The sequence below is a fragment of the Saccharothrix xinjiangensis genome (assembly GCF_039527585.1).
GTDB lineage: Bacteria > Actinomycetota > Actinomycetes > Mycobacteriales > Pseudonocardiaceae > Actinosynnema > Actinosynnema xinjiangensis.
On the sequence record NZ_BAAAKE010000003.1, the window covers coordinates 356,844 to 383,620 of the forward strand.

At 73.5% G+C, this 26,777-nt stretch carries 25 protein-coding genes; 9 read left to right on the forward strand and 16 right to left on the reverse strand.

Going from position 1 to position 26,777, the window contains the following annotated elements; all coding sequences use genetic code 11:
• Genes ABD223_RS09770 through ABD223_RS09780 form a run of 3 tightly spaced genes read right to left on the reverse strand, consistent with a single transcriptional unit; the run spans window position 1 to window position 2,514 of the window.
• Entirely contained in the window at window positions 1-759 is a 759-nt protein-coding gene (locus ABD223_RS09770; protein WP_344035695.1) for an amino acid ABC transporter ATP-binding protein, read from the reverse strand.
• Window positions 756-1,622, reverse strand: coding sequence for an amino acid ABC transporter permease (locus tag ABD223_RS09775; protein ID WP_344035696.1), 867 nt, complete (start codon window positions 1,620-1,622; stop codon window positions 756-758). The genes ABD223_RS09770 and ABD223_RS09775 overlap by 4 nt, the downstream gene beginning before the upstream one ends.
• On the reverse strand, window positions 1,612-2,514 hold the full coding sequence (locus ABD223_RS09780; protein WP_380648574.1) for an ABC transporter substrate-binding protein: 903 nt from the start codon (window positions 2,512-2,514) through the stop codon (window positions 1,612-1,614). The genes ABD223_RS09775 and ABD223_RS09780 overlap by 11 nt, the downstream gene beginning before the upstream one ends.
• A 148-nt stretch (window positions 2,515-2,662) precedes the next feature.
• On the opposite strand from ABD223_RS09780, the gene trxA reads away from it, so the two are divergent.
• Window positions 2,663-3,037, forward strand: a complete 375-nt coding sequence (gene trxA, locus ABD223_RS09785) for a thioredoxin (RefSeq protein WP_344035697.1) — start codon at window positions 2,663-2,665, stop codon at window positions 3,035-3,037.
• Between the two features lie 105 nt (window positions 3,038-3,142).
• Here the strand turns inward: trxA and ABD223_RS09790 are convergent, their stop codons facing one another.
• Window positions 3,143-4,078: a YihY/virulence factor BrkB family protein gene (locus tag ABD223_RS09790; RefSeq protein WP_344035698.1), complete on the reverse strand. Its 936-nt coding sequence runs from the start codon at window positions 4,076-4,078 to the stop codon at window positions 3,143-3,145.
• 79 nt (window positions 4,079-4,157) lie between these two features.
• On the opposite strand from ABD223_RS09790, the gene ABD223_RS09795 reads away from it, so the two are divergent.
• From ABD223_RS09795 to ABD223_RS09805, 3 genes are read left to right on the forward strand one after another with little or no spacing between them, the layout of a single operon-like run.
• Window positions 4,158-4,562, forward strand: coding sequence for a phage holin family protein (locus tag ABD223_RS09795; protein ID WP_344035699.1), 405 nt, complete (start codon window positions 4,158-4,160; stop codon window positions 4,560-4,562).
• Entirely contained in the window at window positions 4,559-5,230 is a 672-nt protein-coding gene (locus ABD223_RS09800; protein ID WP_344035700.1) for a DUF3618 domain-containing protein, read from the forward strand. The genes ABD223_RS09795 and ABD223_RS09800 overlap by 4 nt, the downstream gene beginning before the upstream one ends.
• Entirely contained in the window at window positions 5,227-5,517 is a 291-nt protein-coding gene (locus ABD223_RS09805; RefSeq protein ID WP_344035701.1) for a DUF4235 domain-containing protein, read from the forward strand. The genes ABD223_RS09800 and ABD223_RS09805 overlap by 4 nt, the downstream gene beginning before the upstream one ends.
• Before the next feature lie 20 nt (window positions 5,518-5,537).
• On the opposite strand, the gene ABD223_RS09810 is transcribed toward ABD223_RS09805, so the two are convergent.
• From ABD223_RS09810 to ABD223_RS09820, 3 genes are all read right to left on the reverse strand, one after another.
• Window positions 5,538-5,681 carry a hypothetical protein gene (locus ABD223_RS09810; protein ID WP_344035702.1) on the reverse strand — a complete coding sequence of 48 codons (144 nt, stop codon included), beginning with the start codon at window positions 5,679-5,681 and terminating at the stop codon, window positions 5,538-5,540.
• Between the two features lie 67 nt (window positions 5,682-5,748).
• Window positions 5,749-6,510: an enoyl-CoA hydratase/isomerase family protein gene (locus ABD223_RS09815; protein ID WP_344035703.1), complete on the reverse strand. Its 762-nt coding sequence runs from the start codon at window positions 6,508-6,510 to the stop codon at window positions 5,749-5,751.
• Between the two features lie 111 nt (window positions 6,511-6,621).
• Window positions 6,622-7,560 (reverse strand): hypothetical protein, encoded by a 939-nt coding sequence (locus ABD223_RS09820; protein ID WP_344035704.1) that lies wholly within the window; start codon window positions 7,558-7,560, stop codon window positions 6,622-6,624.
• Between the two features lie 439 nt (window positions 7,561-7,999).
• Between ABD223_RS09820 and ABD223_RS09825 the strand changes: the two genes are divergently transcribed.
• Window positions 8,000-8,191 (forward strand): hypothetical protein, encoded by a 192-nt coding sequence (locus ABD223_RS09825; protein WP_344035705.1) that lies wholly within the window; start codon window positions 8,000-8,002, stop codon window positions 8,189-8,191.
• 140 nt (window positions 8,192-8,331) lie between these two features.
• Here ABD223_RS09825 and ABD223_RS09830 read toward each other — a convergent pair whose 3' ends face one another.
• Complete coding sequence (locus tag ABD223_RS09830; protein WP_344035706.1) at window positions 8,332-9,129, reverse strand: esterase/lipase family protein; 798 nt, start codon at window positions 9,127-9,129, stop codon at window positions 8,332-8,334.
• 83 nt (window positions 9,130-9,212) lie between these two features.
• Entirely contained in the window at window positions 9,213-10,103 is an 891-nt protein-coding gene (locus ABD223_RS09835) for an alpha/beta fold hydrolase (protein WP_344035707.1), read from the reverse strand.
• A gap of 252 nt (window positions 10,104-10,355) precedes the next feature.
• Here ABD223_RS09835 and ABD223_RS09840 point away from each other — a divergent pair, with 252 nt between their 5' ends.
• Together ABD223_RS09840 and ABD223_RS09845 are read left to right on the forward strand one after the other, a co-directional pair.
• A complete protein-coding gene (locus tag ABD223_RS09840; protein ID WP_344035708.1) occupies window positions 10,356-12,701 on the forward strand; it encodes a Tex family protein in 2,346 nt (781 codons plus the stop codon).
• A 415-nt stretch (window positions 12,702-13,116) separates the two neighbouring features.
• Complete coding sequence (locus ABD223_RS09845) at window positions 13,117-14,694, forward strand: phytoene desaturase family protein (protein ID WP_344035709.1); 1,578 nt, start codon at window positions 13,117-13,119, stop codon at window positions 14,692-14,694.
• A gap of 220 nt (window positions 14,695-14,914) precedes the next feature.
• Here ABD223_RS09845 and ABD223_RS09850 read toward each other — a convergent pair whose 3' ends face one another.
• Both ABD223_RS09850 and ABD223_RS09855 read right to left on the reverse strand, forming a co-directional pair.
• The gene (locus ABD223_RS09850) at window positions 14,915-15,355 is read right to left on the reverse strand and encodes an SRPBCC family protein (protein ID WP_344035710.1); all 441 of its coding nucleotides are present in this window, start codon (window positions 15,353-15,355) and stop codon (window positions 14,915-14,917) included.
• 260 nt (window positions 15,356-15,615) lie between these two features.
• Window positions 15,616-16,833, reverse strand: coding sequence for an ABC transporter substrate-binding protein (locus ABD223_RS09855; protein WP_344035711.1), 1,218 nt, complete (start codon window positions 16,831-16,833; stop codon window positions 15,616-15,618).
• Window positions 16,834-17,101: 268 nt separating this feature from the next.
• Here ABD223_RS09855 and ABD223_RS09860 point away from each other — a divergent pair, with 268 nt between their 5' ends.
• A complete protein-coding gene (locus ABD223_RS09860) occupies window positions 17,102-19,918 on the forward strand; it encodes a helix-turn-helix transcriptional regulator (protein ID WP_344035712.1) in 2,817 nt (938 codons plus the stop codon).
• Window positions 19,919-19,955: 37 nt separating this feature from the next.
• On the opposite strand, the gene ABD223_RS09865 is transcribed toward ABD223_RS09860, so the two are convergent.
• Together ABD223_RS09865 and ABD223_RS09870 are read right to left on the reverse strand one after the other, a co-directional pair.
• Entirely contained in the window at window positions 19,956-20,504 is a 549-nt protein-coding gene (locus ABD223_RS09865; RefSeq protein ID WP_344035713.1) for a LuxR C-terminal-related transcriptional regulator, read from the reverse strand.
• Between the two features lie 99 nt (window positions 20,505-20,603).
• A complete protein-coding gene (locus ABD223_RS09870) occupies window positions 20,604-20,951 on the reverse strand; it encodes a GNAT family N-acetyltransferase (protein WP_344035714.1) in 348 nt (115 codons plus the stop codon).
• A 196-nt stretch (window positions 20,952-21,147) separates the two neighbouring features.
• Between ABD223_RS09870 and ABD223_RS09875 the strand changes: the two genes are divergently transcribed.
• Entirely contained in the window at window positions 21,148-21,933 is a 786-nt protein-coding gene (locus ABD223_RS09875; protein ID WP_344035715.1) for an enoyl-CoA hydratase/isomerase family protein, read from the forward strand.
• A 45-nt stretch (window positions 21,934-21,978) separates the two neighbouring features.
• On the opposite strand, the gene ABD223_RS09880 is transcribed toward ABD223_RS09875, so the two are convergent.
• From ABD223_RS09880 to ABD223_RS09890, 3 genes are all read right to left on the reverse strand, one after another.
• Window positions 21,979-23,646, reverse strand: coding sequence for a serine/threonine-protein kinase (locus ABD223_RS09880; RefSeq protein ID WP_344035716.1), 1,668 nt, complete (start codon window positions 23,644-23,646; stop codon window positions 21,979-21,981).
• Window positions 23,647-23,929: 283 nt separating this feature from the next.
• Window positions 23,930-25,969 carry a glycosyltransferase gene (locus ABD223_RS09885; protein WP_344035717.1) on the reverse strand — a complete coding sequence of 680 codons (2,040 nt, stop codon included), beginning with the start codon at window positions 25,967-25,969 and terminating at the stop codon, window positions 23,930-23,932.
• Between the two features lie 2 nt (window positions 25,970-25,971).
• Window positions 25,972-26,754 (reverse strand): WecB/TagA/CpsF family glycosyltransferase, encoded by a 783-nt coding sequence (locus ABD223_RS09890; RefSeq protein WP_344035718.1) that lies wholly within the window; start codon window positions 26,752-26,754, stop codon window positions 25,972-25,974.
• Window positions 26,755-26,777 lie beyond the last annotated feature (23 nt).

Genomic DNA, 26,777 nt, shown 5'->3' on the forward strand with positions numbered 1-26,777 from the left:
CTAGAGCACCTTCGCGAGGAACTGCTGCGTGCGTTGCCGCTGCGGATTGTCCAGCACCTGCGCGGGCGGGCCCGCTTCGACCACCGCGCCGTCGACCAGGAACACCACCTGGTCGGCGACCTGCCGGGCGAACCCGACCTCGTGCGTGACCACGACCATGGTCATGCCGTCGCGGGCGAGGTCGACCATCACGTCGAGCACCTCGCCGACCAGCTCGGGGTCCAGCGCCGACGTGGGCTCGTCGAACAGCATCAGCTTCGGCCGCATCGCCAGCGCGCGGGCGATGGCCACGCGCTGCTGCTGGCCGCCGGACAGCTGGTGCGGCCAGGCGTCGACCTTGTCGGCCAGGCCGACGCGCGCCAGCAGCTCCCGCGCCTCGTCGAACGCCTCCCCGCGCGGGCGCCGCAGCACCCGGACGGGGCCCTCGGCCACGTTCTCCAGCGCCGTGCGGTGCGGGAACAGGTTGAACCGCTGGAACACCATGCCGATGTCCCGCCGCTGCCGGGCGACCTCGCGCTCCCGCAGCTCGTGCAGCCGCCCGCCGCGCTCGGCGAACCCCACCGGCGTGCCGTCGACCCAGATGCGGCCCGCGTCGATGGTCTCCAGGTGGTTGACGCACCGCAGGAAGGTGGACTTGCCCGCGCCCGACGGCCCGAGCAGGCACACCACCTCGCCCGCGGCCACCTCCAGGTCGACGCCGCGCAGCACCTCGACCGCGCCGAAGGCCTTCCGCACGCCCACCGCACGCACCAGGCTCATCGGACCGTCCCCCTGCCGTAGTAGCGCTCCAGGAAGTGCTGCCCGACGCTCGCCACGCTGACCACCACCATGTACCAGGCGGCCGCGGCCAGCAGCGTCTCCATGATCTGGAGGTTGCGCGAGGCGATGTTGTTGGCCGCGTGGACCAGCTCCAGGAAGCCGATGACCGACGCCATGGACGTGCCCTTGAGCATGTTGATGAAGTTGTTGCCGGTCGGCGGGATGATCACCCGCATGGCCTGCGGCAGCACCACGCGCCGCAGCGTGGTGGCGGGCGTCATGCCGATGGCCTTGGCGGCCTCGACCTGCCCGTGGTCCACGCTGTTCAGGCCGGCCCGCACGATCTCGGCCATGTAGGCGCTCTCGTTGAGGCCCAGGCCGAGCAGCGCCGCCACGAACGCGGTCACCAGGACGTTGGTCTTCTCCTCGTAGAGGCCGAAGATCGAGATGTGCTCGAAGACCAGGGCCAGGTTGAACCACAGCAGGATCTGGAGCAGCACGGGCAGGCCGCGGAACAGCCAGACGTAGCCGGCGGCGAACCAGCGGGCGACGGGGTTGGGCGAGCGCCGCAGCAGCGCGATCACCACGCCGAGCGCGATCGCGCCCGCCTGGGCGACCAGGGCGAGCACGACCGTGTTCACCAGGCCGCGCAGCATGATCTCGTGGGTGAAGAAGCCGGGCACGGCCGCGTAGTCGATCCGCGCGCCGGCCAGCGCCCAGGCGAGCCCGCCGAGCAGGGCGAGGATGACCGCGCCGCCGACCCAGCGGCCCCAGTGGCGCAGCGGGACCACGGCCAGGTCGTCGGTCGCGGGCGCGCCGCCCTCCGGGCCGGGGGACGTCCCGGCGCCCGCCTCAGCCGCCATTGACGGTCGCCTCGTCCACCGCGCCCTGCTCGACGTCCCAGGCGGCGAGGACCTTGCCGTAGGTGCCGTCGTCGATCAGGGCCTGGAGGGCTCCTCGGAGGGCGGCGGCGAGTTCGGGGGTGTCCTTGTTGACGCCGATGCCGTAGGGGCCGCCGTTGATCGGCTCCAGGTCCACCACCTCGAAGAACTCGCCGTCACCCGCGGTCTTGGCGACGTAGACGGCGGTGGGCAGGTCGTTGAGGATGGCGGCCACCCGGCCGGTGCGCAGCTGGTTCTGGTTCTGCGTGTCGCTGTCGGTGGCGGTCACCTGGATGGGGTCGCCCGACAGGCACCGGTGCTCCTTGGCGAAGGTCTCCTGGCTGGAGCCGAGGTTGACCGCGACGGACTTGCCGCACAGGTCGTCCGGGCCCTTGACGCCCTGCGGGTTGCCCTTCTGCACCATGATCGTGATGCCGGAGGTGAAGTAGTCGACGAAGTCGATCGCCCGCTGCCGCTCCGGGGTGTCGTTCATCGCGGCCATGGTCACGTCGATGCGGCCCGCCTGGAGGCTCGTGATGAGCGAGCCGAAGGCCATGTCCTGGTGCTCGACGGTCAGGCCGAGCTTGGCGCCGACGGCCTTGACCAGGTCGACCTCGGAGCCGACCGGGGTCTTGCCGTCCTCGGCGTAGAAGTTGTTCGGCGGGTTCTGGACGTTGGAGCCGACCCGCAGCTTCCCGGCCCGCCGGACGTCCTCGGGCAGGCCGGCCGCGAGCGCGTCGTCCTTGGTCACGGCGCCCACGATCGCCGCGGTGTCCGGCAGGTCGCCGGAGGACCCCGGTGGCTGCTCTTCGGCTGGCGCACCGCACGCGACCAGCGCGAACAGGGACAGGGCGACGGCTGCGGTCCGGCGCACGGGACACCTCCAGGCGATCGGGTGCCCCGAAAACTACAACTTCTGGTTGAAGCCGTCTACAAGTTGTTGAAGGGAATTGCCCGCGTGTCCGTTTCGTTGAGCGGGGTACCAGGGGTGTGACCCCCTGAGTCAACACCGAGGAGGACCTATGACCACCGTGGAGCTGACCGCGGAGAACTTCGACGAGGTTGTCGGCGGCTCCGAGATGGTCCTGGTCGACTTCTGGGCGGCCTGGTGCGGTCCGTGCCGCCAGTTCGCGCCGGTCTACGAGAAGTCCGCCGAGAAGCACGCCGACATCGTGTTCGGCAAGGTCGACACCGAGGCGCAGCAGCAGCTCGCCGCGGCGTTCCAGATCCGGTCGATCCCGACGCTGATGATCGTGCGCGACGGCGTGGTGCTCTACGCGCAGCCCGGCGCCCTGCCGGAGGCGGCGCTGGAGGACCTGATCGAGCAGGCGCGCAAGGTCGACATGGACGAGGTGCAGAAGCAGGTCGCCGAGCAGAAGGCGGAGCAGGGGTCCTGACGCCCCTCCCCGGTCGACGAACTCCCGGGCGCGCCGCCTGGTCGCGGCGCCCGACCGACCGGCCGCGGCGACCGGTTGCCCGGTCGCCGCGGCCGGTTCCGGTTCCTAGTCGTCGTCCATCGCACGCGTGTCGCGGGGCGGGGCCACCGGGTCCTGCCCCGTCGACTCGCCCGCCGCCATCCGCCGGCCGCGCTCCAGCTCGGCGTCCAGCTCCGCGCCCAGCAGCAGCATCAGGTTCGAGATCCACAGCCACACCAGGAAGATGATCACGCCGGCCAGCGAGCCGTAGGTCTTGTTGTACGAGCCGAAGTTCGCCACGTACAGCGCGAACCCGGTCGAGGCCGCGATCCACGCGACCACGGCCAGGAAACCACCCGGCGTGATCCACAGGAAGCTCGGCTGCCGCACGTTCGGCGACGCCCAGAACAGCAGCCCGATCGCGGCGCTGGCCAACAGGAACAGCACCGGCCACTTGGCGATGTCCCACACCGAGACGAACGTCGAGCCCAGGCCGAGCAGGTCGCCCAGCCACTGCGCCACGCCACCGGTGAGCGTGACGCCCAGCGCGGTCAGCGCGAGCAGCACCACCACGCCGATGGTGAGCCCCAGCCGCAGCGGGACGACCTTCCAGAACGGGCGGCCCTCCTCCACGTCGTAGATGGAGTTCGAGGCGCGCATGAACGCGCCCACGTAGCCCGATGCCGACCACAGCGCGGTCACCAGGCCGACGATCGCCAGCAGCCCGCTCGCCCGCGACTGCTGGAGGTTCTGGATCGCGTCCGCGATGAAGTCCTTGGCCTCGCCCGGCCCCAGCACGTCCAGGCTGTCCACAATGGTCTGGGTGGCGCTCGGCCCGAGCAGCCCCAGCAGCGAGGTCAGGAGCAGGATCCCGGGGAACAGCGACAGCACCGAGTAGTAGGTGAGCGCCGCCGCCCAGTCGGTGAGGTTGTCGTCGTTGAACTCCTTGACCGTCCGCTTCAGCACCGCCAGCCAGGAGTGCTTCGGCAGCTGGGTCGGTGCCTGGGGTGCCCGTGTCGCCATGGCGGTCGGTTTCCCCCGAAGACGTGGCGTACACCTGCGGCTTTTTGGGTAGTCGGGTGGCGAGTGAGAGGAGACGGCCATGAACCACGTCGCCACCGACCGCGACCCGTCCACCGCCGAACTGGTGAGCCGGCTCTCCGAGCAGGTGAGCAGGCTGGCTCGGGACGAGTTCCGGCTGGCCGCGGCCGAGATGCGCACGAAGGGCAAGCGCATGGGCGCGGGCGCCGGCCTCCTCGGCGGTGCGGGCGTGCTGGCCTGGTTCGGCCTCGGCGCGGTCATCGCCGGCCTGGTGCTGCTGCTGGCGACGGTCTGGCCGGCGTGGGTGTCGGCGTTCGTCGTCGCGCTGGCCGTGTTCGCCGTCGCCGGCGTGCTGGCGCTGGTCGGTCGCAAGCAGATCGACCGCGGCGCCCCGCCCGTGCCGGAAGAGGCCATCTCGAACGTCAAGCAGGACATCGCCACCGTGAGCGAGAGGGCACACCGATGAGCGGCCCGAAGAAGGACACCGGACCGACCGACCCGGACGAGCTGCGCGCCGACGTCGAGCAGACCCGGCGCGAGCTGGGCGAGACCGTGGAGGCGCTGGCGCACAAGGCGGACGTGCCCGGCCGGGTCAAGGAGAAGGCGCACGAGGGAGTGGAGAAGGTGAAGGAGACCGCGACGAGGGCCAACGCGACCGTGGCCGCGGCGGCGGGCAAGACGGCCGCCGCGGTCGGGCACGCTACGGACAAGGCGGGCGAGAAGGCGGGCAAGGCCGGCGCCGCCGTCGGGAGCGCGGGTGTCGCGACCGGTGAGAAGGCCGGTGCGATCGGCGAGAAGGCGGGCGCGGTCGCGGCCCAGGTCGGCGAGAAGGCGAGTGCGGTCGTCGGCCAGGTGGGCGAGAAGGCCGGCGCGGTCGCCGACCAGGTGGGCGAGAAGGCCGGCGTCGTGGCCGGTCAGGTGAGCGAGAAGGCCGGCGCGGTCGCCGGGCAGGTCAGCGAGAAGGCCGGCGTCGTCGCGGGCCAGGTCGGCGAGCGGGCGAGCCGGGCGGTCGAGCAGCTGCCGCCGACCGTGCGGGAGCGCGTCGAGCAGGGCAGGCGGCACCCGGCCGCGGTCGCGGCGGGCGCGCTGGCGCTCGTGGTGGTGCTGTGGAAGCTCGCGCGGCGGGGGCGATGACCGTGAACAAGGTGCTCTACCGCCCGCTCGGCCTGCTGTTCGGCGTGCTCGGCGGTGTGGCGGCCAGCGCGCTGTTCGGCCAGGTGTGGAAGATCATCACCGGCACGAAGGAGGCCCCCACCGCGACCCAGAAGGACCGCGGCTGGGGCGAGGTGCTGCTGGCCGCGACCGTCCAGGGCGCGATCTTCGGCCTGGTCAAGGCCGCGATCGACCGCGGTGGCGCGGCCGGTTACGAGAAGGTCGTCGGCGAGTGGCCCGGCGACACCGACAAGCACGACGGCAAGTGAGCCGCCCGGCGGGGCCGCCCCTAGTCGGGCGGCTCCTGCCGGCGTCCGCGCCGCTCGTCCTCGTCGAGGAACTGCTCGGGGTCCACGTCGAGGTCGGGCGGCTCCGGCGTGCCCGGTGAGCGCGGCGGGTCCGGGTTGAGGGGTTTCTCCTCGGGTTCGGTCATGCCGACGAGGTACCCAGCCCCGGGGTGTTGAACCGCCCGGCTCGCGGACCCGGCCCGTCGGGGCGTCTCAGAAGCGCGGTGGGCGCTTCTCCAGGAACGCCGCGACGCCCTCCGCGTACTCGGCGCTGTGGATGGCCTCGTCGTACAGCTCCCGCACGGCGTCGTCCTCGTCGTGGTGGCCGTCGGTGATCCGGTTGACGATGTGCTTGGCCCCGCGCAGGCTCACCGGGGCCCGGGAGGCGATGGTCTCGGCCAGCCCCTTGACCCGCGCCTCCAGCTCGTCCGCCGGGTGCACCTCGTTGACCAGGCCGATGCGCAGCGCGGTGGCCGCGTCGATGATCTCGCCGCTGAACAGGATCTGCTTGGCCCACGCCGGGCCGACCGCGTCGACCAGCTGCCTGGTGGACAGGAAGTTGTAGACGATGCCGAGCTTGGCGGGCGTGATGCCGAACCGGGCGTCCGCCGCCGCCAGCCGCAGGTCGCAGGCCAGTGCGATCTCGCAGCCGCCGCCGATGCAGAACCCGGTGATCGCGGCGATGGTGGGCTTGCCGAGCGTGACGACGGCCCGCTCCCCCGCGTGCACGGCCTCGCTGTAGCGGGCCGCGCCGTCCGCGCCGCTGCGCAGGGTGGAGAACTCGCTGATGTCCGCGCCCGCCGAGAAGTGCTCGCCGCCCCGGACGACCAGCACGCGCACCCCGTCGTCGTCCCGGACCCGCCCGAGCAGGCCGGGCAGCGCCGACCACATCTCGTAGCTCAGCGCGTTGCGCTTGGCCGGGCGGTCGATGGTCAGCGTGGCGACCGGACCCGCGGTGTCGAGCCTCAACGTCATCACCGGAGGGTATGTCCTGGCGGCCCGCCGCCGGGAGTGAGGGCGCTCACGCGGGTGGCGCGCCCCGGTGTGGACGCGTCACCCGCGTGAGCGGTCGGGCCGGCCGCGCGGTTACTGCCGGTACTGGTTGCGGGTGTAGGCGAGGCTGAACTCGCCGCGGTTCGCGAAGTACGCCGAGACCAGGTACGCCGGGTCGGTGGCGAGCAGGCCGCGCTGGAGGTCGCTGCCGTCGTTGCCGTCGTCCCAGCCCCACGCGGTGTTCGCCGCGTTGTCCTTGCCGTTGTCGCCCCGGAAGGTGCCCCAGCTCGCGAACGTCGCGGTGCTGTTCCGCTGCGCCCACAGGCCGCCGGTGGCGAAGGTGTCGACCAGGCGGTAGCCGACCGAGCGGTCGTTGCCGCCCGACGGGACCTCGCCGGTGGCGGCGGGCACGTAGACCACGCCGTCGCCGCCGGGGAACTCCGCGCCGTTCCACGCGTACAGGCCGTGGCCCTTGGCCTCCTGGCGGGTGGTGGGGCGGTGGCCGTCGAGCCGCAGCGTGCCGTCGACGCTCTCGCGGCCCGAGGTGAAGGTGCTGCCGGGCGCGACGTAGGAGTAGAAGTCGCTGTGCGCCACGGTGATCACGGCTTCGAGCCTGCCGTAGGTCGAGCCGTCCTTGCGGACGGTGGCCAGCAGGCCCTCCATGTCGTTCTCGTGGGTGGTCAGCCCGAACGGGTCGGGCGCGTCGTCCCAGTCGCGCGGGTGGTAGAAGCTGTAGGCGATGAACCAGTGGGTCGAGGTCTCCACGACGGAGTAGTAGGCCGCGCCGGTGAGCCTGGCGAGCGAGTCGTCCTGGGCCTCCCAGTTGTTCTGCGCGTTCCAGTCGCCGTCGAAGTCCACAGTGGACAGGTAGTCGGCGTCGTAGTCCGACGAGTCCGTGTCCTGGTGGTGGACCGGGGCCCAGTGGTTCGCCAGGTCCGAGTCGCTCACCGCGTGCGCCGCCGGTGCGGTGAGGAACGCGGGGATCGCCAGCGCGGCGGCCAGGGTCGCGGCGAGCTTGCGTGCAGGGGTCATGCTCCACCTCTTCGTCAGGGTTGCCCGTCGGAGCCAACGGGCCGTGCGGAACCCTGCGGTGAAGCGCCGGTCAACACAAGGCGTTGATCAGGTGATCGTTGTCGTGGATCTTCGCCCCGCTACCCGGAAACCCTGATGGGCACGCGCTTTTCCACCTGATCGGCGGTTGCGCGGGTGAGGTCGCGTGCTGGTCGCGCGACGGCACCCCGGCCGCGCTGGTGGCGGAGGTGCGGGTGATCGCGGAGGCGGTCGACGAGCACGACCGCGCGGTCGCGGTCGATCCCGGCACCGCGCGAGCCCATCAGCACGCCGCGGGAACCCGCCGCACGACCGTGACCGCGGTCCCGCGCAGGGGGTCCGGCCATGCCGGTCACGGGCACCGCCTCGGCGGATCGGCTGGACAACGCTGGTCGAGCGCGCCCGGCAGGGCATCACGGACATGCCGGACGAGACGGTGCTCGCCGGCGTCTCCATGGGCGCGAGTGTCGTCTCCGACCTCTGGCCCGAGCGCCCCGCCGCCGGCGTCCTCCTCTTGCACGCCACCGCCGACCTCCCCGACCACGACCCGGCCGCGGCCGGGCTGACCTGGTCCCGAGTGCCGGACTTCCTCGGCCGGCTCCGACGCCGGTGACGCGGTGATCGGTTCGGCACGGGTTCGTGCAGGCAGGTGATCGGTGGCGAGGTCGATCAGGGCCCGGAACGAGGTGGCGGTGGGTTGCGGACCGCTTTCCACGGCCTGTGGCGTTCGCGGGCGCGGAGGTCGGGCGCGGGTCAGGCGGCGGGGAACATGCGCGCCATGCCGGGCGGCGGGGTGAACGGCCGCCAGCGCCCCGGCCGCTGGGCCAGCCGGTCCGCCACCACCCACAGCACGGTCGCGTTGTAGCCGTAGCCGAGGTGGCTCGACGCCACCGCCACGTTCTCGTGCCGCCTGCCCGCCGGCGAGACGCACGACCGCCACGGCACGATCCCGTCCGACCGGGAGTACACCGAGGTGGCGGGCACCGGGAAGCGCGGCCGGGTGTGCTCGGGCGGCGGTGGTTGCGCGCCCGCCTCGTAGAACCGCGCCAGCAGCCGGTAGACCGGGTTGACCCTGGTGTGCCGGGGGTCGGCCAGCGCGTACGGGCTGCCGAGCGTGATCACCTGCCGCACCGAGCCGGGGCGTTCGCGGGCCAGTTCCCTGGCGAACACGCCGCCCAGCGACCAGCCGACGAGGCTGACCTTGCCGTGCGCGGCCAGCTCGCGCAGCAGTCCGCGCATGCCCTCGATCGCGCTGACCGAGGGGCCGATGTTGCGACCCAGGCCCCAGCCGTGGACCTCGTAGCCCAGGCTCGTGAGGAACCGGCGCAGCGGGCCGGTCGCCCGGTCCGTGGAGCCGAGGCCGGGCAGGACGAGCACGGTGTGGCCGTCACCGCTGGGCGCGGCGCGCAGCAGCGCCCGGGTGGCGGCGAACTGGCCGATGTCGACCGCGGCGCGGGTCGGTTCGGTGAGGTACCAGAGCAGGCCGGGCTGGGCGGCCTCGACCGCGACAGCCGGATCCAGGTCCGGCGGGATGTCCGGCAGCGTCGTCATGGCCCCTCCGCTCATCGTCGAGCGCCCCTGGTCCCATGATGTTTCGCCGAACGGCAAACCGCCAGCACCGGCCAGTCTCGATTTCAGCCCCGGTCCAGCCAGTCCACCAGCCTGCCGCCGATCACCTCGGGGATCTCCAGCTGCGGCACGTGCCCGACGCCCGCGAACTCCTCGTACCTCCAGGACGGGTTGCGCCGCGCCGCCGCGCGGGCCGACGCCACCGGCACCAGCCGGTCCTGGTCGCCGTGCACCAGGTAGACCGGCGCCTTCACCCTGCTCATCGCGGTGTAGTAGCGGCGGCTGGTGGCCCCGGTCCGCACCACCGAGCGGGCGGCGGTCAGGAACGCCTCGTCCAGGCCGGGCACCTCGGCGCGCTGCTCCAGCAGGGTCATCGACGCGAGGACCACCTCCTCCGGCACGGTCTTCGCGTTCGCGCAGACCAGGTTGAGCACGCGCTTGACCTGGCGGCGCGTCGACACGCCCTGGCGCGACCGCTCCAGGAACCGCAGGCCCAGCCCCGGGACGACGTACAGCGCGAACGCGGCCACCACCCGCGGGTCCACCCGGGCGCCCAGCGACAGCGGGACGGCCGGGTCGAGCAGGGCCAGCGCGGTGATCGAGTCCGGGCGGCGGGCCGCGTGCAGGATGGAGATCATCCCGCCCATGGAGTTGCCGACCAGCGCCACGGGTTCGCGCACCACCTCGGCGAGGAACCGGTCGAGCAGCCGGGCGTTGGCGGGCACGGTGGTGCCGCGGCCCTCGGGGTGGGTCAGCCCGAACCCGGCCAGGTCCACCGCCAGCACGCGGTGGCGCTCGACCAGGTGGGGCGCGAGCAGGCACCAGTTGAGGTGCGAGCCGCCCAACCCGTGCACCAGCACCACCGGCGGCCCGTCGCCGCCGAAGTCGACGTAGTGCACCGGACCGTCCAGATCGACGTACCGGCTCGTCCCGCCCCAGTGGTCGAGTGTGGTCATACCGGCCAGTATGTCGCAACCTCGCTGGTCAGCCAGGAGCGACCCGGCGGGTGCAGGCCGGCGGGGGCAACGTGGCGGGAGCGGTCCGGCGGAGGCGGGGCCGCACGGCCGGCAGAGCCGGCCGACCCGTTCGGCGCACCTCGATCCTCTCGGCGCGCCCTGACCGGTCGGGGCGCGCCGACCGTTCCGAGGCGCGCCGGGCGGGTCGGGGTGCCCGATCGGAGCAGAGCGGGCAGGGCACAATGGCTCGCTGTGACCACTGCCATTCACCAGAGGATCGCCGACGAGCTCGGGGTGCGGGCCGGGCAGGTCAGCGCGGCCGTCGAGCTGCTCGACGGGGGCTCCACCGTGCCGTTCATCGCCCGCTACCGGAAGGAGGCGACCGGCGCTCTGGACGACGCCCAGCTGCGCACGCTGGATGAACGGCTGGGCTACCTGCGCGAGCTGGAGGACCGCCGCGCGGCCGTGCTGGAGTCGATCCGGTCGCAGGGCAAGCTGGACGAGGCGCTGGAGGCGCAGGTCCTGGCCGCGGACTCGAAGGCCCGGCTGGAGGACCTCTACCTGCCGTACAAGCCGAAGCGGCGCTCCAAGGCGCAGATCGCGCGCGAGCAGGGCCTGGAGCCGCTGGCCGACGGGCTGCTGGCCGACCCGACCCGGGACCCGCAGGTGGCCGCCGCCGCGTACGTGACCGGGGAGGTCGCCGACGTCGCCGCCGCGCTCCAGGGCGCCCGCGCCATCCTGGTCGAGCGGTTCGGCGAGGACGGCGACCTCATCGGCGAGCTGCGCGAGCGCATGTGGGGCCAGGGTCGCATCGCCGCCAAGGTCCGGGAGGGCAAGGAGGAGGACGGCGCGAAGTTCGCCGACTACTTCGACTTCTCCGAGCCGTTCACCAAGCTCCCGTCGCACCGCATCCTGGCGCTGCTGCGCGGTGAGAAGGAAGAGGTCCTCGACCTGGTCCTCGACCCGGCCGACGAGGACGAGCCCACCGGGTACGAGGCGCGCATCGCCGCCCGGTTCGGCGTCGACGACCGGGGCAGGCCCGGCGACAAGTGGCTGGGCGACACCGTGCGCTGGGCGTGGCGGACCCGGATCCTCGTGCACCTGGGCATCGACCTGCGGTCCCGGTTGCGGGCGTTCGCCGAGGACGAGGCCGTGAAGGTGTTCGCGACCAACCTGCGCGACCTGCTGCTGGCCGCGCCCGCGGGCACCCGCGCCACGATGGGCCTGGACCCCGGGTTCCGCACCGGCGTGAAGGTCGCCGTGGTCGACGCGACCGGCAAGGTCGTGGCCACCGACACGATCTTCCCGCACGTGCCCGCGAACCGGTGGGACGAGTCGATCGCCAAGCTGGCCGTGCTGGCGAAGGAGCACTCGGTGGAGCTCGTGGCCATCGGCAACGGCACCGCGTCGCGGGAGACCGACAAGCTCGCCGGCGACCTGCTCAAGCGGCACCCCGACCTGCGGTTGACCAAGGTCGTGGTGTCCGAGGCGGGCGCGTCGGTGTACTCGGCGTCGGCGTTCGCGTCGGCCGAGCTGCCGGGCCTCGACGTGTCGCTGCGCGGCGCGGTGTCGATCGCCCGGCGGCTCCAGGACCCGCTGGCCGAGCTGGTGAAGATCGACCCGAAGTCCATCGGCGTCGGCCAGTACCAGCACGACCTGTCCGAGACCAAGCTGTCGCGGTCGCTGGACGCGGTGGTCGAGGACTGCGTGAACGCGGTCGGCGTCGACCTGAACACGGCGTCCGCGCCGCTGCTGACCCGGGTGTCGGGCATCACCGCGGGCCTGGCCGAGAACATCGTGGTGCACCGCGACTCGAACGGGCCGTTCCGCACCCGCCAGTCGCTCAAGGACGTGCCGCGACTGGGGCCGAAGGCGTTCGAGCAGTGCGCGGGCTTCCTGCGCATCCCCAACGGCGACGACCCGCTGGACGCGTCCGCCGTGCACCCCGAGGCGTACCCGGTGGTGCGGCGCATCCAGGGCAAGGCGGACGGCGCGGAGCTGATCGGCAACACCGCGGTGCTGAAGAAGCTGCGGCCGGAGGACTTCGTCGACGAGCGGTTCGGCTTGCCGACCGTGACCGACATCCTGCGGGAGCTGGAGAAGCCCGGCCGCGACCCGCGGCCCGCGTTCAAGACCGCCACGTTCGCCGACGGGGTGGAGAAGATCTCCGACCTCAAGCCCGGCATGGTGCTGGAGGGCGTGGTGACGAACGTGGCCGCGTTCGGCGCGTTCGTGGACGTCGGCGTGCACCAGGACGGGTTGGTGCACATCTCGGCGCTGTCCAACACGTACGTGAAGGACCCGCGGGACGTGGTGAAGTCCGGCGACGTGGTGCGGGTGAAGGTGCTGGAGGTCGACATCCCCCGCAAGCGGATCGGCCTGACGCTGCGGCTGGAGGACGAGCCGGGCCGCAAGCCCGGGCGCGAGTCGCGGGACGGGCAGGCGCGGGACGGGCAGCGAGGTGGCAGGCAGGGCGGCGGCAAGCAGGGCGGGCAGGGCGGTCAGCGCGGCGGCAACGGTCGTCCGCGCCGGGACGAGCGCCCGCCGGCCAACGGCGCGATGGCGGAGGCGCTGCGCCGCGCCGGCCTCGGCGGCTGACCTGCCCGGCTGATTCGCGCGGCTGACCCGCGCGGTCGGGCCACCGGGGTGTCTCGCGGCGTGTCCCGCCGACGAGGCGCCCCGGTGGCCACGCGCACCTCGCCGGCGCGGTTCCCCGAAGCGGCGGGTGACCGGGTGACCGGAACCTCACCGCGCGCCGCCTGTTCGGGCTTGAGCGCGGCCGGTGGGGGTACGTTCCGGGCATGAGGGTCGTCGTCACGGGTGCCGCGGGCAACGTGGGGACGGCCCTGCGCCGCGTGCTCGCGGAAGCCGGGGGTCGAGATCGACCGGTGGGCGCCCAGCCCCCTGGCGCCGACCGCGCTGCCGGTCGTGGTCGCCACCGATCCCGTGCACCCGAGTGGAGCAGACTGGGGTGGGGTCGGCCCGTGCACCAGAGCCAAGAGGGAGGTTCGCGTTGAGCGACGTCGTGGACGCGGTGGTCATCGGGTCCGGTCCGAACGGGTTGGTGGCGGCGAACGTGCTGGCCGACGCCGGGTGGGACGTGCTGGTGTTGGAGGCCTCCGACGAGCCCGGTGGCGCGGTGCGGACGGCCGAGCTGACGGAGCCGGGGTTCCACCACGACCTGTTCAGCGCGTTCTACCCGCTGGGGGTCGCGTCGCCGGTGATCGCGGGGCTGGGGTTGGACCGGCACGGGCTGGAGTGGCGGTGGGCGCCCGACGTGCTGGCGTACGTGCTGCCGGACGACCGGGTGGCGCTGCTGTCGCGGGACGTGGACCGCACGGCCGAGTCGGTCGAGTCGTTCGGTGCGGGCGACGGTGACACGTGGCGGGCGGAGTTCGAGCGGTGGCAGCGGGTCCGGGACGACCTGATCGAGGCGTTGATGAGGCCGTTCCCGCCGGTGCGGGCGGGCGCGGGGCTGCTGGGCGCGCTGGGCGCGGGTGAGGGGTTGCGGTTCGCGCGGTCGTTCGTGCAGTCGGTGCGGGCGTTCGGGGACGACCGGTTCACCGGTGAGGGCGCGCCGTTGTTGTTGGCGGGCAACGCGATGCACACCGACCTGGGTCCGGACCAGGCGGGTGGCGCGGCGTTCGGGTGGCTGCTGTCGATGCTCGGGCAGGACCTGGGCTACCCGGTGCCGGCGGGTGGCGCGGGGGCGTTGACGCGGGCGTTGGTGCGGCGGCTGGGCGGTGTGGTGGAGTGCTCGCGGCCGGTGGCGCAGGTGGTGGTGGCCGGTGGGCGGGCGCTGGGGGTGCGCGACGCGTCCGGCGGGTTCGTGCGGGCGCGCAAGGCGGTGCTGGCGGACGTGCCCGCGCCGCGGCTCTACCTGGGGTTGGTCGGTGAGCGGCACCTGCCGGCGCGGTTGGTGTCGGACCTGGCGCAGTTCGAGTGGGACGACGCGACGGTCAAGGTGGACTGGGCGTTGGACGCGCCGATCCCGTGGACGAACCCGGAGGCGCGCGGGGCCGGGACCGTCCACTTGGGAGGTGACTTCAACGGGTTGGCGATGACCAGCGCGGAGATCGCGTGCGGGAGGCTGCCGCGGGTGCCGTTCGTGATCATGGGCCAGATGACGACGTCCGACCCGTCGCGGTCGCCGGAGGGCACGGAGACGGCGTGGGCGTACACGCACGTGCCCCGCGGCGAGCCCTGGTCGGCGGACCGCGCGCGGCGGCGGGCGGACCGGCTGGAGCAGCTGATCGAGCAGCACGCGCCCGGGTTCCGCGACCTGGTGCGCGGGCGGTTCGTGCAGGGACCGGGCGAGCTGGAGTCGCGCAACCCGAGCCTGGTCGGCGGATCGATCAACTCCGGGACGGCGGCGATCCACCAGCAGCTGGTGTTCCGCCCGGTGCCGGGCCTGGGTCGGGCGGACACACCGGTGGACCGGCTGTACCTGGCGGGGGCGTCGGCACACCCCGGCGGCGGGGTGCACGGCGCGGCGGGCGCGAACGCGGCACGGGCGGCGCTCGCGCGGAACGGCTTGGCGGGCGACGCGTACCGACTGCTGATGCGCGGCCTGAACCGGGCGGTGTACTAGCGAGGTGGACCAGGGTGGGCCGCAGCCGTTCACCTCGGCGGCTGCGGCCAGGCGGTGTGGTCGGGGGCCTCGCGGGCGAAGGATCACACGATGGGGTGATCATCGCCCGAAGATGTACGAAAACAGGGGTCTCGGCCATCGGTTGAACATGGAATCCCGCGACCACGACCACACCAACCCGGCCACCGACTCAGGTCAGCCCGGCCCCAACCCACGCCGCTCACAGGCTCTCCTTGCGCACGGCCAAGTCGGCGAGCCGCCGCAGTGACTCGCGGTTGCGCGGGACGAGGAACAGCGCCTGCGCGGACTCCGGCAGCAACGCGGTCGGCCCCTTGACGGCCTCCTCGGACATGACCACCTCGGTGCCGCCCGACACCTCGGTCAGCTCGATCCGGACCCGTGCCGCGCCGATCGGCCACAGGCGGGCCTCCAGGTCGAGCAGGCGAGAGGGCTCGACGGCCCGCACGGTGGTCACGTCGCGCACCGCGATCGGCCACGCCCCCACGCTGTGGTGGATGCGGGTGCCGACCGCGGGCCAGCCCGGGTCGACCTCGCGGATGTGGGCCGCGCCCACCACCCAGCCCGCGTAGGACCAGCCGTCGGTGAGGACCGCGAAAACGCGGTCCGCCGACGTGGGGACCGTCGTGCGCACCTCGATCATGCGCACCGGTTTCCCGGTGCGGGGCGGGTGAAAACTACCTGGCTGTCGCGGCACCCCCGGCCACCACCCGGTGACCGCAACACCCCGGCAACACCCCGGCAGCCGCCCGGCAGCCGGCAACACCCCGGCGGCACCCCTCGGCGGCTGCGACAACCGGCAAAACCCCGGCGTTGCCCCTCGGCGCTGCGGCAATGGGCAGCGCCCCGAGCCACACCCCGAAAGCGTCCCCCGGCAACGCGCCCCGGCAGCACCCCCACCGGCTACCTCGCCCGCGTGCCCTTCAGCTTGACCAGCTCGGACTCGAACAGGTTCGCCACCACGGCCAGGCCACCGGGGGTCGCGGGATCCGGGCGGGCGACGTAGGACTGGGTCGCGGACGGACGGCCGGCCAGTGAGAACCGGAGTTGGCCGGTCAGGCCGCCGGTGTCCACGTGGTTCGTGTCCTGGAACGCGCGCAGCACCCCGTCGCGGGTGAGGTCGTGCTCGGCGCACGCCTTCTCCAGGATCGCGGCGAACGCGACGCCGATGACGTAGCCGTGGTCGACCGAGCCCGTGGGTTCGACGTCGGGGTGCTCGCGCTCGAAGGCCTCGGCGACCTCGCGCGGGCCGGGGGCGTCGGCGGCGAAGGGGGAGATCGGGGAGACCATGAGCACCTTCTCGGTCACCGCCCGCGCGGCGGGGGTGTCCAGGATCCGGGGGTCGTAGGAGACGGCGTTGACCATGAACGGGACGTCCCAGCCGAGTTGTTCGGAGGCGGTCACGGCGGTCGCGGTCTGCTGCGGCGAGGTGCTGAGGAACACCGCCTTGACGCCCGCGGCCTTGAGCTCGGCGACCTGGGCGGTCACGTCGGCGGTGTCGGGGACGGCCTCGGCCACCAGGTCCATGCCCCACTGGCGGGCGGCGAACGTGCTGCCCTCCAGGGCGTTGCGGCCGAAGTCGCTGTCGACGTGGATGTGCCCGATCGGGTCGCCGTCGTGGATGGCGCCGGTGCTGCGGAGGTGGTCGAGGCCGTTGATGACGTCGAGGTCGTAGGTGGTGCCGACGACGACCATGTGGGGGTTGCCGAGCAGGGTGGCCGACCAGGAGGCGGGGGCGGCGAGGGCGCGGGTCTGCACGAGGTCGGGTTCGATGGCCTCGGTCATGGGCGCGCCGGTGATGTCGACGAACCCGAGGACCTGCGGTTCGAGCTCGAAGTAGCCGTTGAGGGCGCGGTCGACGTCGTAGCCGTGGTCGCTCTGCTTGAGCTCGACGCGCCGGCCGCAGAGGCCGCCGCGTTCGTTGAGGCCGCCGAAGAACAGCTCGTAGCCCTTGATGCGCAGCAGCGAGGTGGCCGAGAACGGGCCGGTCATGTCGGTGAGCACGCCGAGGGAGATGGTGGTGTCGGTGACGCCGGGCCCGGTCTTGAGCTGCGGCTCGTCCCCCGCGCAGCCCGAGGCGAGCAGGGCGAGGACGGCCGAGCAGACGACGAGCTTGCGCACCGGGAACTCCCACCCCTCACGTTACTGACCAGTAGGATTATCGGCACGTGGTCGCGGCACCACCTGATCCTGTGACATACCGCACGGTCGGTATGCCTGAACGGACGAGTCGCCTACGGAATGGAAGGTGAGCTCCAGTCACGGAAAGTCGTGAATTCCGCACCTCCTCACCCGTTCAGACCGATGATCTCGATGTGAACCACAGGGGTGCTGTCCGTGAACATCCCGGGTTCTAATACAGGGGTCGGCCGATCCCCCAGGAGTCCGCATGACGCCACCGCGCGCCGGTTCGCCCGTGCTGGTAGGACGGGACGACGAGCTGGACGCGCTGCTGGACGCGGTGGCCGGCCAGCCGTCCGTGGTGCTCATCGCGGGTGAGGCGGGTGTCGGCAAGAGCCGCCTGGTCAGGGAGCTGCTGCACCGCCCGGAGCTGGCGCCGCTGCGGGTGCTCACCGGGTTCTGCCAGCCGCTGCGGGAGCCCTTCCCCTACGGCGCGGTGCTCGACGCGTTGCGCACGGTGGGCCCGCACCTCAGAAGGGCGTCCCTGAGTCCGGTCACGGGCGTGGTGAGCCCGCTGGTGCCGGAGATCGCCGAGCACCTGCCCGAGCCACCCACCCGTCCGGACGACCCGCGGCACGAGCGGCACCACCTGTTCCGGGCCGTGCGGGAGCTGCTGTCCGCGGTGGGCCCCGCGCTGCTGGTCGTCGAGGACCTGCACTGGGCCGACGACGGCTGCCGCCACCTGCTGCGGTTCCTGATGTCCGACCCGCCCGCCAACCTGACCACCCTGGTCACCTACCGCCGTGAGGACGCGCCCGGCGGGATGCCGCTGGGCAGCGCCTACCGCCCGCCCGCCGGCGTCGCCTCGGCGCTGGTCGAGCTGCGACCCCTGGACGTCGCCGGCACCCACGACCTCACCACCGCCATCCTGGGCGCGGACGCCGTGCCCGCCGGGTTCGCCGCCCACCTGCACGAACGCACCGCGGGCCTCCCCTTCGTCATCGAGGAGGTGCTGCGCGCCCTGCCCGACCCCGACTGGCGCCTGCTGGACGCGGTGGAGGTGCCGGCCCTGCTGCGCGACGCCATGGCCGAGCGGCTGGACCGGCTGCCCGCCACCGGCCGCCGCATCGCGCAGGCCGCCGCCGTGCTGGAGGTGCCCGCCGACGAGGCGCTGCTGGCCGAGGTCGGCGCGGTCGCGCCCGACCGGGCCCGGACCGCGCTCACCCACGCCCTGCACAGCGGCGTGCTGCACGAGACCGGCGAGGTGCGCTACGGCTTCCGGCACGCCCTCGCGCAGCAGGCCGTCTACGACACGCTCACCGGTCCCGAGCGCCAACGCCTGCACCTGCGCGCGCTGAGGGCGCTGGAGGCCGCCAGCCCGCGCCCGTTCATGCAGCTGGCCGAGCACAGCCGTCGCGCCGGGCTGCTCGACGACTGGTTGCGCCACGGCGAGGCGGCCGCCGACCGGGCGCTGGAGGTCGGCGACCCGTCCACGGCCACGCGCCTGTACCAGCGGCTGCTGGACGAGGCGTCCCTGACGCCGTCCGACGTGGACCGGCTGGCGGTGAAGCTGGGCCAGGTGGCGCGCGGCGGGATCGACCAGCACGACCCGCGGGCCACGCTGGAGCGGCTGCTCGACGACCACCGGCTGTCCACCGCGGCGCGCGGCGAGGTGCGGCTGAACCTGGGTTTCCTGCTGATCCGCCAGTTCGGGGGCGTGCGGCACGGCCGCGAGGTGCTGGAACTGGCCATCGCCGAGCTGGGCGAGCGCCCGGAACTGGCGATGCGGGCGCGGGCCGTGCTGGCGCAGCCGTTCTTCGGCGCGGTGCCGCTGGCCGAGCACGCGCGGTGGCTGCGCGAGGTCGAGGTGTTCATCGCCGGCTGCGACGACGAGGCGGTGCGGTACTCCCTGCTGGCCAACCAGCTCGGCTCGCGGACGTGCGTCGGCGAGCGGGGCGTGGTCGACGAGCTGGACCGGCTGCCGGACACCTCGACCGACGTGGCCGCGCGCCGGCACCTGGCGCGCCTGCACTGCAACCTGGCCGACGCGTTCGCCCTGGTCGGGCACTTCGACCTGGCGCGCGACTCGCTGGACCGCGGCCTGCGGCTGACCGTCGGCGCGGGCGTGCCGTTCACCGCGGGCACCGGGCAGTCCACGCGCATCCACCTCGACTGGTACACCGGGGACTGGGCGTCGCTGGCGGACCGGTGCGAGCGGCTGCTGGAGGAGTACCGGGAGCTGCTGCCGGTCGCCGGTGAGGTCAACCTCGTGCTGGGGTGCCTGGCGGTGGCGCGCGGCGACTGGGACGCGGCCGAGCGGCACCTGGCGGGCGCCGGGGTGCGGTCGGCGGAGAACTCGATCACGCCGGTGGCGCTGGGCGGGTTCGCCGCGCTGACCCGGCTGTGGTTCGAGCGCGGCGACCTGGACCGGGCCTGCGCGGAGGCCGACCGGGGCCTGGAGCTGGCCCGCAGCAAGGGCGTGTGGGCGTGGCTGGGCGAGCTGGCGCCGGCCGCGGTGGACGCGTTCTGCGCGGCCGGGCGGGTCGGGGACGCCGAGGAGCTGGTGGAGGAGCTGGACGCGGGCCTGCGCGACCGGGACGCGCCGCTGGCGCACGTGGCGCTCAAGGCGTGCCGGGCGCTGCTGGCCGCGCACCGGGGCGAGGACGCCGTGCCGCTGCTGGAGGTGGCGCGGTCGGCCGCCGACGCGCTCGGGCTGCGGTACCACTCGGCGGTGCTGGCCGAGCGGACCGCGCTCGTGCGCCTGGAGCGCGGCGACGGGGCGGCGGTGGCGGCGCTGGGCCGGGTGGCCGACCGGTTCGACGCGCTGGGCGCGAGCCGGGACGCGGCGCGGTGCCGGCACCTGGTGCGCGGTGCGGGCGTGGCCACGCCGTCCCGCCGCGGCAGGCGCGGTTACGGCAACGCGCTGTCGCCGCGGGAGCAGGACGTGGCCCGGCTGCTGGCCCGGGGGCGCACCAACCGGGAGATCGCCGACGTGCTGTTCCTGTCGCCGCGCACGGTCGAGCAGCACGTGGCGCGGGTGCTGCGCAAGCTGGGGGTGGCGTCGCGGGCGGACCTGCTGGCCTGACCTGCCGGCCCTGACCTGCCCGCGACCGACCCCGCGCCTACAGGTAGGAGCGCTGACCCCACGGCATGGCCGCGGCGAGCTGGGCGCGCCTGCCGATGTCGAGCTTGCGGTAGATGCGGGTGATGTGGAGCTCCACGGCCCGGGTGGACACCGAGAAGTGCTCGGCGATCTGCCGGTTCGTCATGCCCTCCAGCATCATCAGCGCGATGCGGTGCTCGTGCGGCGTCAGCGGCTCGCGCGAGCGCGCCTCGGCGCTCTGCCCGTCCCGCGGACGCACCATGCCCGGCACCCGCTCGCCCTCCGGCAGCCCCAGCAGCACGTGCCACTGCCGGATGCGCACCTCGGCGATCGACTGCGACCGCACGTACGGGTCACCGCGCACCAGGTCCCGGGCGGCTGCGTCGTCGGGCACCTGCACGATCAGCAGCACCCCGGAGCCGTCGGCCCACGGGCCGGTCCCGACGAGCACGCCCTGCTCCGCGAGCGGACGCCAGTATTCCCGGTGGGCGAGATGAATGGATCTCCGCACCTGGCGCGCATCACGAAATGTCAACTCAACGGCGAAAGCCACTGGACTGATCCCCATTTCATTCCGCGGCCGACTTTCGCCCAACACTCAACATGTGGCGATTATTCAGTGTCAAGTGAGACACCTCACATGGGTGATATGCGAACCCAATGACCCCTATAGGCGCTTTTCGAACCGGTACTCGGCGTAGGGGTCGGCGTTGAACGGCGTGACCTGCCCGTAACCGTGCCTGGCGTACGGGGCGCGGGCTTCGACCAGGTCAGCGCGGGTGTCCAGGCGCACGGAGCGGGCACCCGGGGCGGCCGCGCCCCGCTCCACCTCGGACAGCAGGGCCGCTCCCCCGCCCGTGCCCCTGGCACCGGCCGCCACGTGCAGGCGCTTCAGCTCGGCGGTCGCGGGGTCGACCAGCCGGAAGCCGGCGCAGCCCGCGGGCCGCCCCCCGCACCTGCCGACGTAGCAGCCGACCAGGTCGTCGGTGGGGTCGTCGGCGATGGCCCGGTCCACGTCGCAGGGGGTGGCGGGGCGGCCGTGGCAGCGGCCGATGACCTAGGCCGGGTAGTCGCGCACGAGAGTGGTCACGAGCGGGTTGTCAACCCGCACGGGCTGAACGGTCCAAGAAGCCACTGGCAGATTTTCACCGTTGCTGGTCCATTTGGACACCTGGTTTTCCGCATTCCGGACGCGTGTAAAGTCCACGCCCGTGCCAGCGCAACAGGTCCGCTTGGAGCGGGACGCGGTCGGGCTCGCGGTGCTCACCGTGGACGCGCCGCCGCTGAACCTCTACACCGCGGAGCTGCACGACCTCCTGGAGGCCGCGCTCGACGACCTGGAGGAGCGGCCCGCGCGGGCGCTGCTGGTCAGGGCCGAGGGCAAGGTCGTCAGCGGCGGCGTCGACGTGCGGCTGTTCGCCGCGCAGAAGGGCGCCGCGCGGGCCAAGGCCCTGCTCGACCACATGCTGGAGCTGCCGGAGCGGGTGGCGGCGCTGCCGTTCCCGACCGTGTTCGCCGCGCACGGCCTGTGCCTGACCTGGGCGTTCGAGGTCGCGGTCGCGTGCGACGTGGTGCTGGCGGCGCGGCGGGCGACGTTCGGGCTGGTCGAGAAGGTCGTCGGGCTGACCCCGACCATGGGCGGCACGCAGCGGCTGGCCGCGCGGGCGGGCGTGGGCCGGGCCAAGGAGTTCGTGATGACCGGCGACCGCTACGACGCCGAGACCCTGGAGCGGTGGGGCGTGGTCAACCGCGTGCTGCCGGACGAGGGGTTCGACGACGCGGCGCTGGAGTTCACCCACGCCCTCGCCAAGGGGCCCACGCTGGCGCACGCCGCCACCAAGCGGGTGCTGGCGCACTTCGAGAGCGGCGGCGTGGCCGAGGCCGACGAGCACGTGACGGCCATCGCCGCGGAGCTGTTCGACACCGAGGACCTGCGCGGGGCGGTGCGGTCGTTCCTGGAGGACGGGCCGGGCCGGGCGACGTTCAGCGGCCGCTGAGCCGACGCCGAGCCGGTGCGGCCCCCGGCCGGGGGCCGCACCGGGTCACAGCGGGTCGTAGGTGGTCCCCCCGTACCAGGACAGCGCCGAGCGCAGCTCCACCACGTCCTGGTCGCGGCGCTTGCGGTAGCGCTCGTGCGAGATCGGGTAGACGCGCAGGCCGCCCTTGTGGGTGGTGAAGGTGCCGCGGCCCAGCGTCTCCGGCGGCTGGGCGGCGCTGACCAGCCACACCACGAGCCACGGCCGCGAGTGGTGCGACTCCACCTTCACCCGGGCGACGGCGTACCAGGGCAGGCGGCGGGTCTGCTCCCCGTCGGACAGCGTGATGCCGTCCGGGCCGACGCCCAGGGTGAGCTGCGCGCCCACCGCGCCCGCGATCAGGCGCACCGCGACGACCACGAACGCCAGGAACGCGACGAACGCGGCGATCCGCACCGGGACGATCGCGACGTTGTCCGGGTCGGCGATCCAGCCGGTGACGAAAGCCGCCAGCAGGTTCGCGCCCGCCCAGCCCAGGGCCACCGCCCGCGAGGTCCGGAAGCTGGCGCCGGTGGGCTTGACCTGCTGGGAACCGGGATCGGCGGCCGAGGCCACGCGGGTGGCGGGCTTGGGCGCCACAGGGGCGACGCCGGTCGGGTTCGGGACGCCGGTCGGGTTCGGGACGCCGGTCGGGTTCGGGACGCCCGTGGGGTTGGGGAAGCCGGTGGGGGTGGCGAAGCCGGTCGCGTTCTGGGCGGGGATCCCGGTCGGGTGGTGGAACCCGGCCGGGCTCGGGTTGACCGACGTGGGCGGCTTCGGCGGCGGGTCCTCCACCATGACCCGCGTCGGCGGCTTCGCGGGCAGCTTGCTCAGCTCGGTGTGGCGCTGCTCGACGACGGTGCGCACGCGGGCCGGCAGCCACGACGGGTCGGTCGACGGCGGGCCGATCAGCTCCAGCAGGCGGGCGGGCGTCGGCCGGTTCGCCGGTTCGCGGACCAGGCACGGCACGACCAGCGGCACCAGCGACGGCGGCACCCGCGTCAGGTCCGGGTCCTGGTGCACCGCGCGGTAGATCAGCGCGGACGTGGCGCCCTCGCCGAACGGGCCGCTGCCGGTGGCCGCGTAGACCAGGACCGAGCCGAGGGCGAACACGTCGCTCTGGGACGTGATGGCCTGGCCGACGACCTGCTCCGGCGACAGGTAGCCGGGGGTGCCGAAGACGATGCCCGCCTCGGTGAGCGCCGAGTGCTCCAGGGCGCGGGCGATGCCGAAGTCGATCACGCGCGGGCCGTCGTCGGCCAGCAGCACGTTGGACGGCTTGAGGTCGCGGTGCACCAGGCCCGCGGAGTGGATGGCGACCAGCGCCTCGGCCAGGCCGCCCGCGAGGCGGCGCACCGCGCGTTCCGGCAGCGGCCCGTGGTCCTGCACGGCCTGGTGCAGGCTCATGCCCGCGATGTACTCGGTGGCCATCCACGGGTGCTCGGCGTCGGGGTCGGCGTCGACCACGGTCGCGGTCCAGAAGCCGCCGACCGAGCGGGCCATCTCGACCTCGCGGCGGAAGCGCTCGCGGAACTGGGGGTCCTCGGCCAGCTCCGGGCGCGCGACCTTGACCGCGATCGGGCGCCCGCCGCGCGAGCGGGCCAGGTAGACCGACCCCATCGCGCCGCGACCGAGTGCGGCGAGCAGCGTGTAGTCGCCGATCCGCGACGGGGCGTTCGGGGGCAGTGGCTGCACGACACCCACATTAGATGTCCCGGCCACCCGGCTTGACCCGGACCACCGATTACGGCCTGTGAACTATTGCGACGCAACCTCGGGCGGGGTGGCGTTGCCGAGGGTCCCTCACCACCGCGGGGCCCGCCCGAGTGGACGACTCGTGGTGTCCGGGTGGACGACTCGTGATGTCCGAGTGGAGGACACGCGATACCCGAACGGAGGACACGCCTGGTCCGAGCGTTGAACTCGGGGGGTCCGGGCGTTCGACACGGTGGGCCTGGAAGGTTCGACTCGCGCCCGATCAGGTGGTGAGGGTCAGGAGGGTGGTGGCCTTGGAGTGCCAGGAGTGGGGCAGGACGGAGGCGCGGAGGGAGTGGGGGGACTGGAGGGGGCCCTGGGAGAGGGTGGCGCGGACGGCCTCCACGAAGTCCGCGTGGGTGGTGGTGGCGCGGACCCGGTCGGTGTAGGAGGCCAGTTCGGCGAAGTCGGTGCTGACCACCGGCAGGCCCAGGGACAGGTACTCCTTGAGCTTGATCGGGTTGGAGTGCCTGATCCAGCTGTTGTCCTGCCACGGCATGATCGCCACGTCGAACGCCGAGCCGTAGGCCGGGATGAGGCTGTAGGGGCGGAAGCCCAGCCAGTGCACGTTGGGGTGCTTGTCGAAGCGCTCCATGGGGTGGGTGGCGTCGCCGATCAGCACCAGGGAGGCGTCGGGCAGCTCGGCGGCGACCCGTTCCAGCAGGTCGAAGTCGACCACGAAGTCGTCGAGGGCGCCGAAGAAGCCGATGCGCGGGCCGGGGATCGCGCGGACGTCGTCGGGCCGCTCGTGCTCCGGGCGGGCGGTGAAGTGGTCGACGTCCACGCCGTGGTCCAGGAAGTGGGCGCGCGAGCCGGTGAGCGGCCGCTCCTCCTCCATCAGGGCGTGGGAGACGTAGACGACGTGGTCCGAGTGGGTGAGGAGCTCGCGCTCCAGCACCTCGATGGACGCGCGGTCGGCCTCCGGGAAGTCCGAGTGCCGGTCCGAGCGGTTGAACACCAGGCGGTGCCGCCGCATCGGGGCGACCACGTCCCACGCGGTCGGGATGGTGACCATGATCACGGGGGTGCGCAGGCGCAGGGCGGTGGCGACCAGCCGCACCTGGGCGCGCACCAGGACGGCGTTGACGCGGCGCAGGAACGGCGAGCCGTAGAACGGCAGCGGCAGCGGCGACATCACGTAGAAGTCCGGCAGCGGCTCGCGCACGAACTTGGCCACGCTGCGCAGCTTGCGCAGGATGCGCCGGGACACGTGGGTGCTGTTGCCGCGGGTCGGCATCCGCATGCCGATGCTGTTGACCACCAGCACCCTGCGGCGCCCGGCCACCGACCGCATCAGCTGGAAGTCCGAGTGCGCCCGGTTGTGGTACCACCAGTCCTGCGCGGAGAAGCAGATCCAGCCGTGCTCGGCGTCCCCGCCGGGGCGGGCGGGCCAGCGCCGCCAGCGCAGCAGGTCCCGCAGGGCCGTGCGGTGCTTGGCGTGGCGGGGCGCGCGCAGCAGCTCGTTGAGCACGACCGCGAACCACATGACGAGCGCGAGCGGGCGGCCGTGGCGCTCGCGGACCATCCGCACCCGGTTCGTGGTGGCCATCGACCACAGCACCGGCGACGTGGACTGCTCGCCGCCGAGGTGCACGGCGCGGGCGCGCGGCTCGTAGCGGACCGCGTGCCCGCGGTCGCCCGCGCGGAGCATGTACTCGGTCTCCTCCGAGTACAGGAAGTACCGCTCCTCCAGCACGCCGGTCGCCTCGCGGGCCTCGCGGGAGATCAGCCACGCCGCGCCGGTCGCCCAGTCGACGGTGGCCGCGGTCGCGTAGCGGCGGTGGTCGGCGACGACCTCGCCCAGCGCGTCGCGCAGGCCGGCGCGCTCGCCGCCGAGCAGGGCCTCGCCCAGGGCGCGCAGCGGGTTCGGCGCGCGTCGCAGCGACAGCTGCGGCGAGCCGTCGGCGTAGGTCAGGCGCGGCGCGGCGATGCCCGTGCCGGGCAGGGCCAGGGCGGCGCGCAGCAGCGCGATCGCGTCCGGTTCGAGCCGGACGTCGGGGTTGAGCACGAGGACGTCGCAGTCGGGCGCGGCGGCGAAACCCGCGTTGACGCCCGCGGCGAACCCGTCGTTGGCCTCGCGCGCCACCACCCGGGCGCCGGGCGCGACCCGCGCGACCACGTCGAGGGTGCCGTCGGTGGAGGCGTTGTCCACCACCACGACCCGACCGTCCGGAATGGACTCCAGCGCGGCGGCCACCGATCTCAGGCAGTCCTCGACGACGTCGGCGCTCTGGTAGGTCACCACGACCACGGCAAGCGGCACTTCTACTCCCCCGGACGGCGGAACCGGGTGCGCAGCGCGCCCCCGAGCAGGCGGAACGCGAACGGCAGGTCGTCGCGCAGGTAGCGCTTGGCCAGGCGGCGCGGTTCGAGCGCGAGGCGGTGCAGCCACTCCGCGCCGACCTTCTGCACCACGCCCGAGGCGCGGCGGAACTCGCCCGCGGCCATCGGGATGCCCGCGCCGCAGCCCAGGAACCAGGTCTCGGGCAGCTCCGCGCGCAGCAGCCGGATCAGGCGTTCCTGCTTGGGGAAGCCCAGGCCCACCATGACCAGGTCGGGCTTGGCCTCCACCACCCGGGCGACCACCTCGGCGGTCAGCTCGGGCGAGGTGTCGAAGCCGAACGGCGGCGAGTCCGTGCCCGCCACGCGCAGCCCCGGGTGCCGGTCGGCGAGCACGGCGGCGGCCTTCTCCGGGATGCCCGGGTTGCCGCCCAGCAGGTACACCGAGCGGTCCTCGCGGGCGGCGGCCGCGGCGAGGGTGAACACCAGCGACGAGCCGGTGACCCGCTCCGGCACGGGCACGCCCGCCAGCCGTCCCGCCCACACCACCGGCATCCCGTCGGCGACCACGACCTCCGACTCGGCGATCAGCGCCGCCAGCGCGGTGTCGCGGGTGGCGGCGCGCACGATGTCCACGTTGGCCGTGACGATCGCGCCGCCCTCGGCGCGCCGCCACGCGGCGGCGACGTGCCCGGCGACGCCGGACTCGGGCACGGCCCACACGTCGACGGCGCCCACCCGGACGCGGGCCTGCGAGTTCTCCGGCATACCCGCGTCATCGGCCGCGGCCG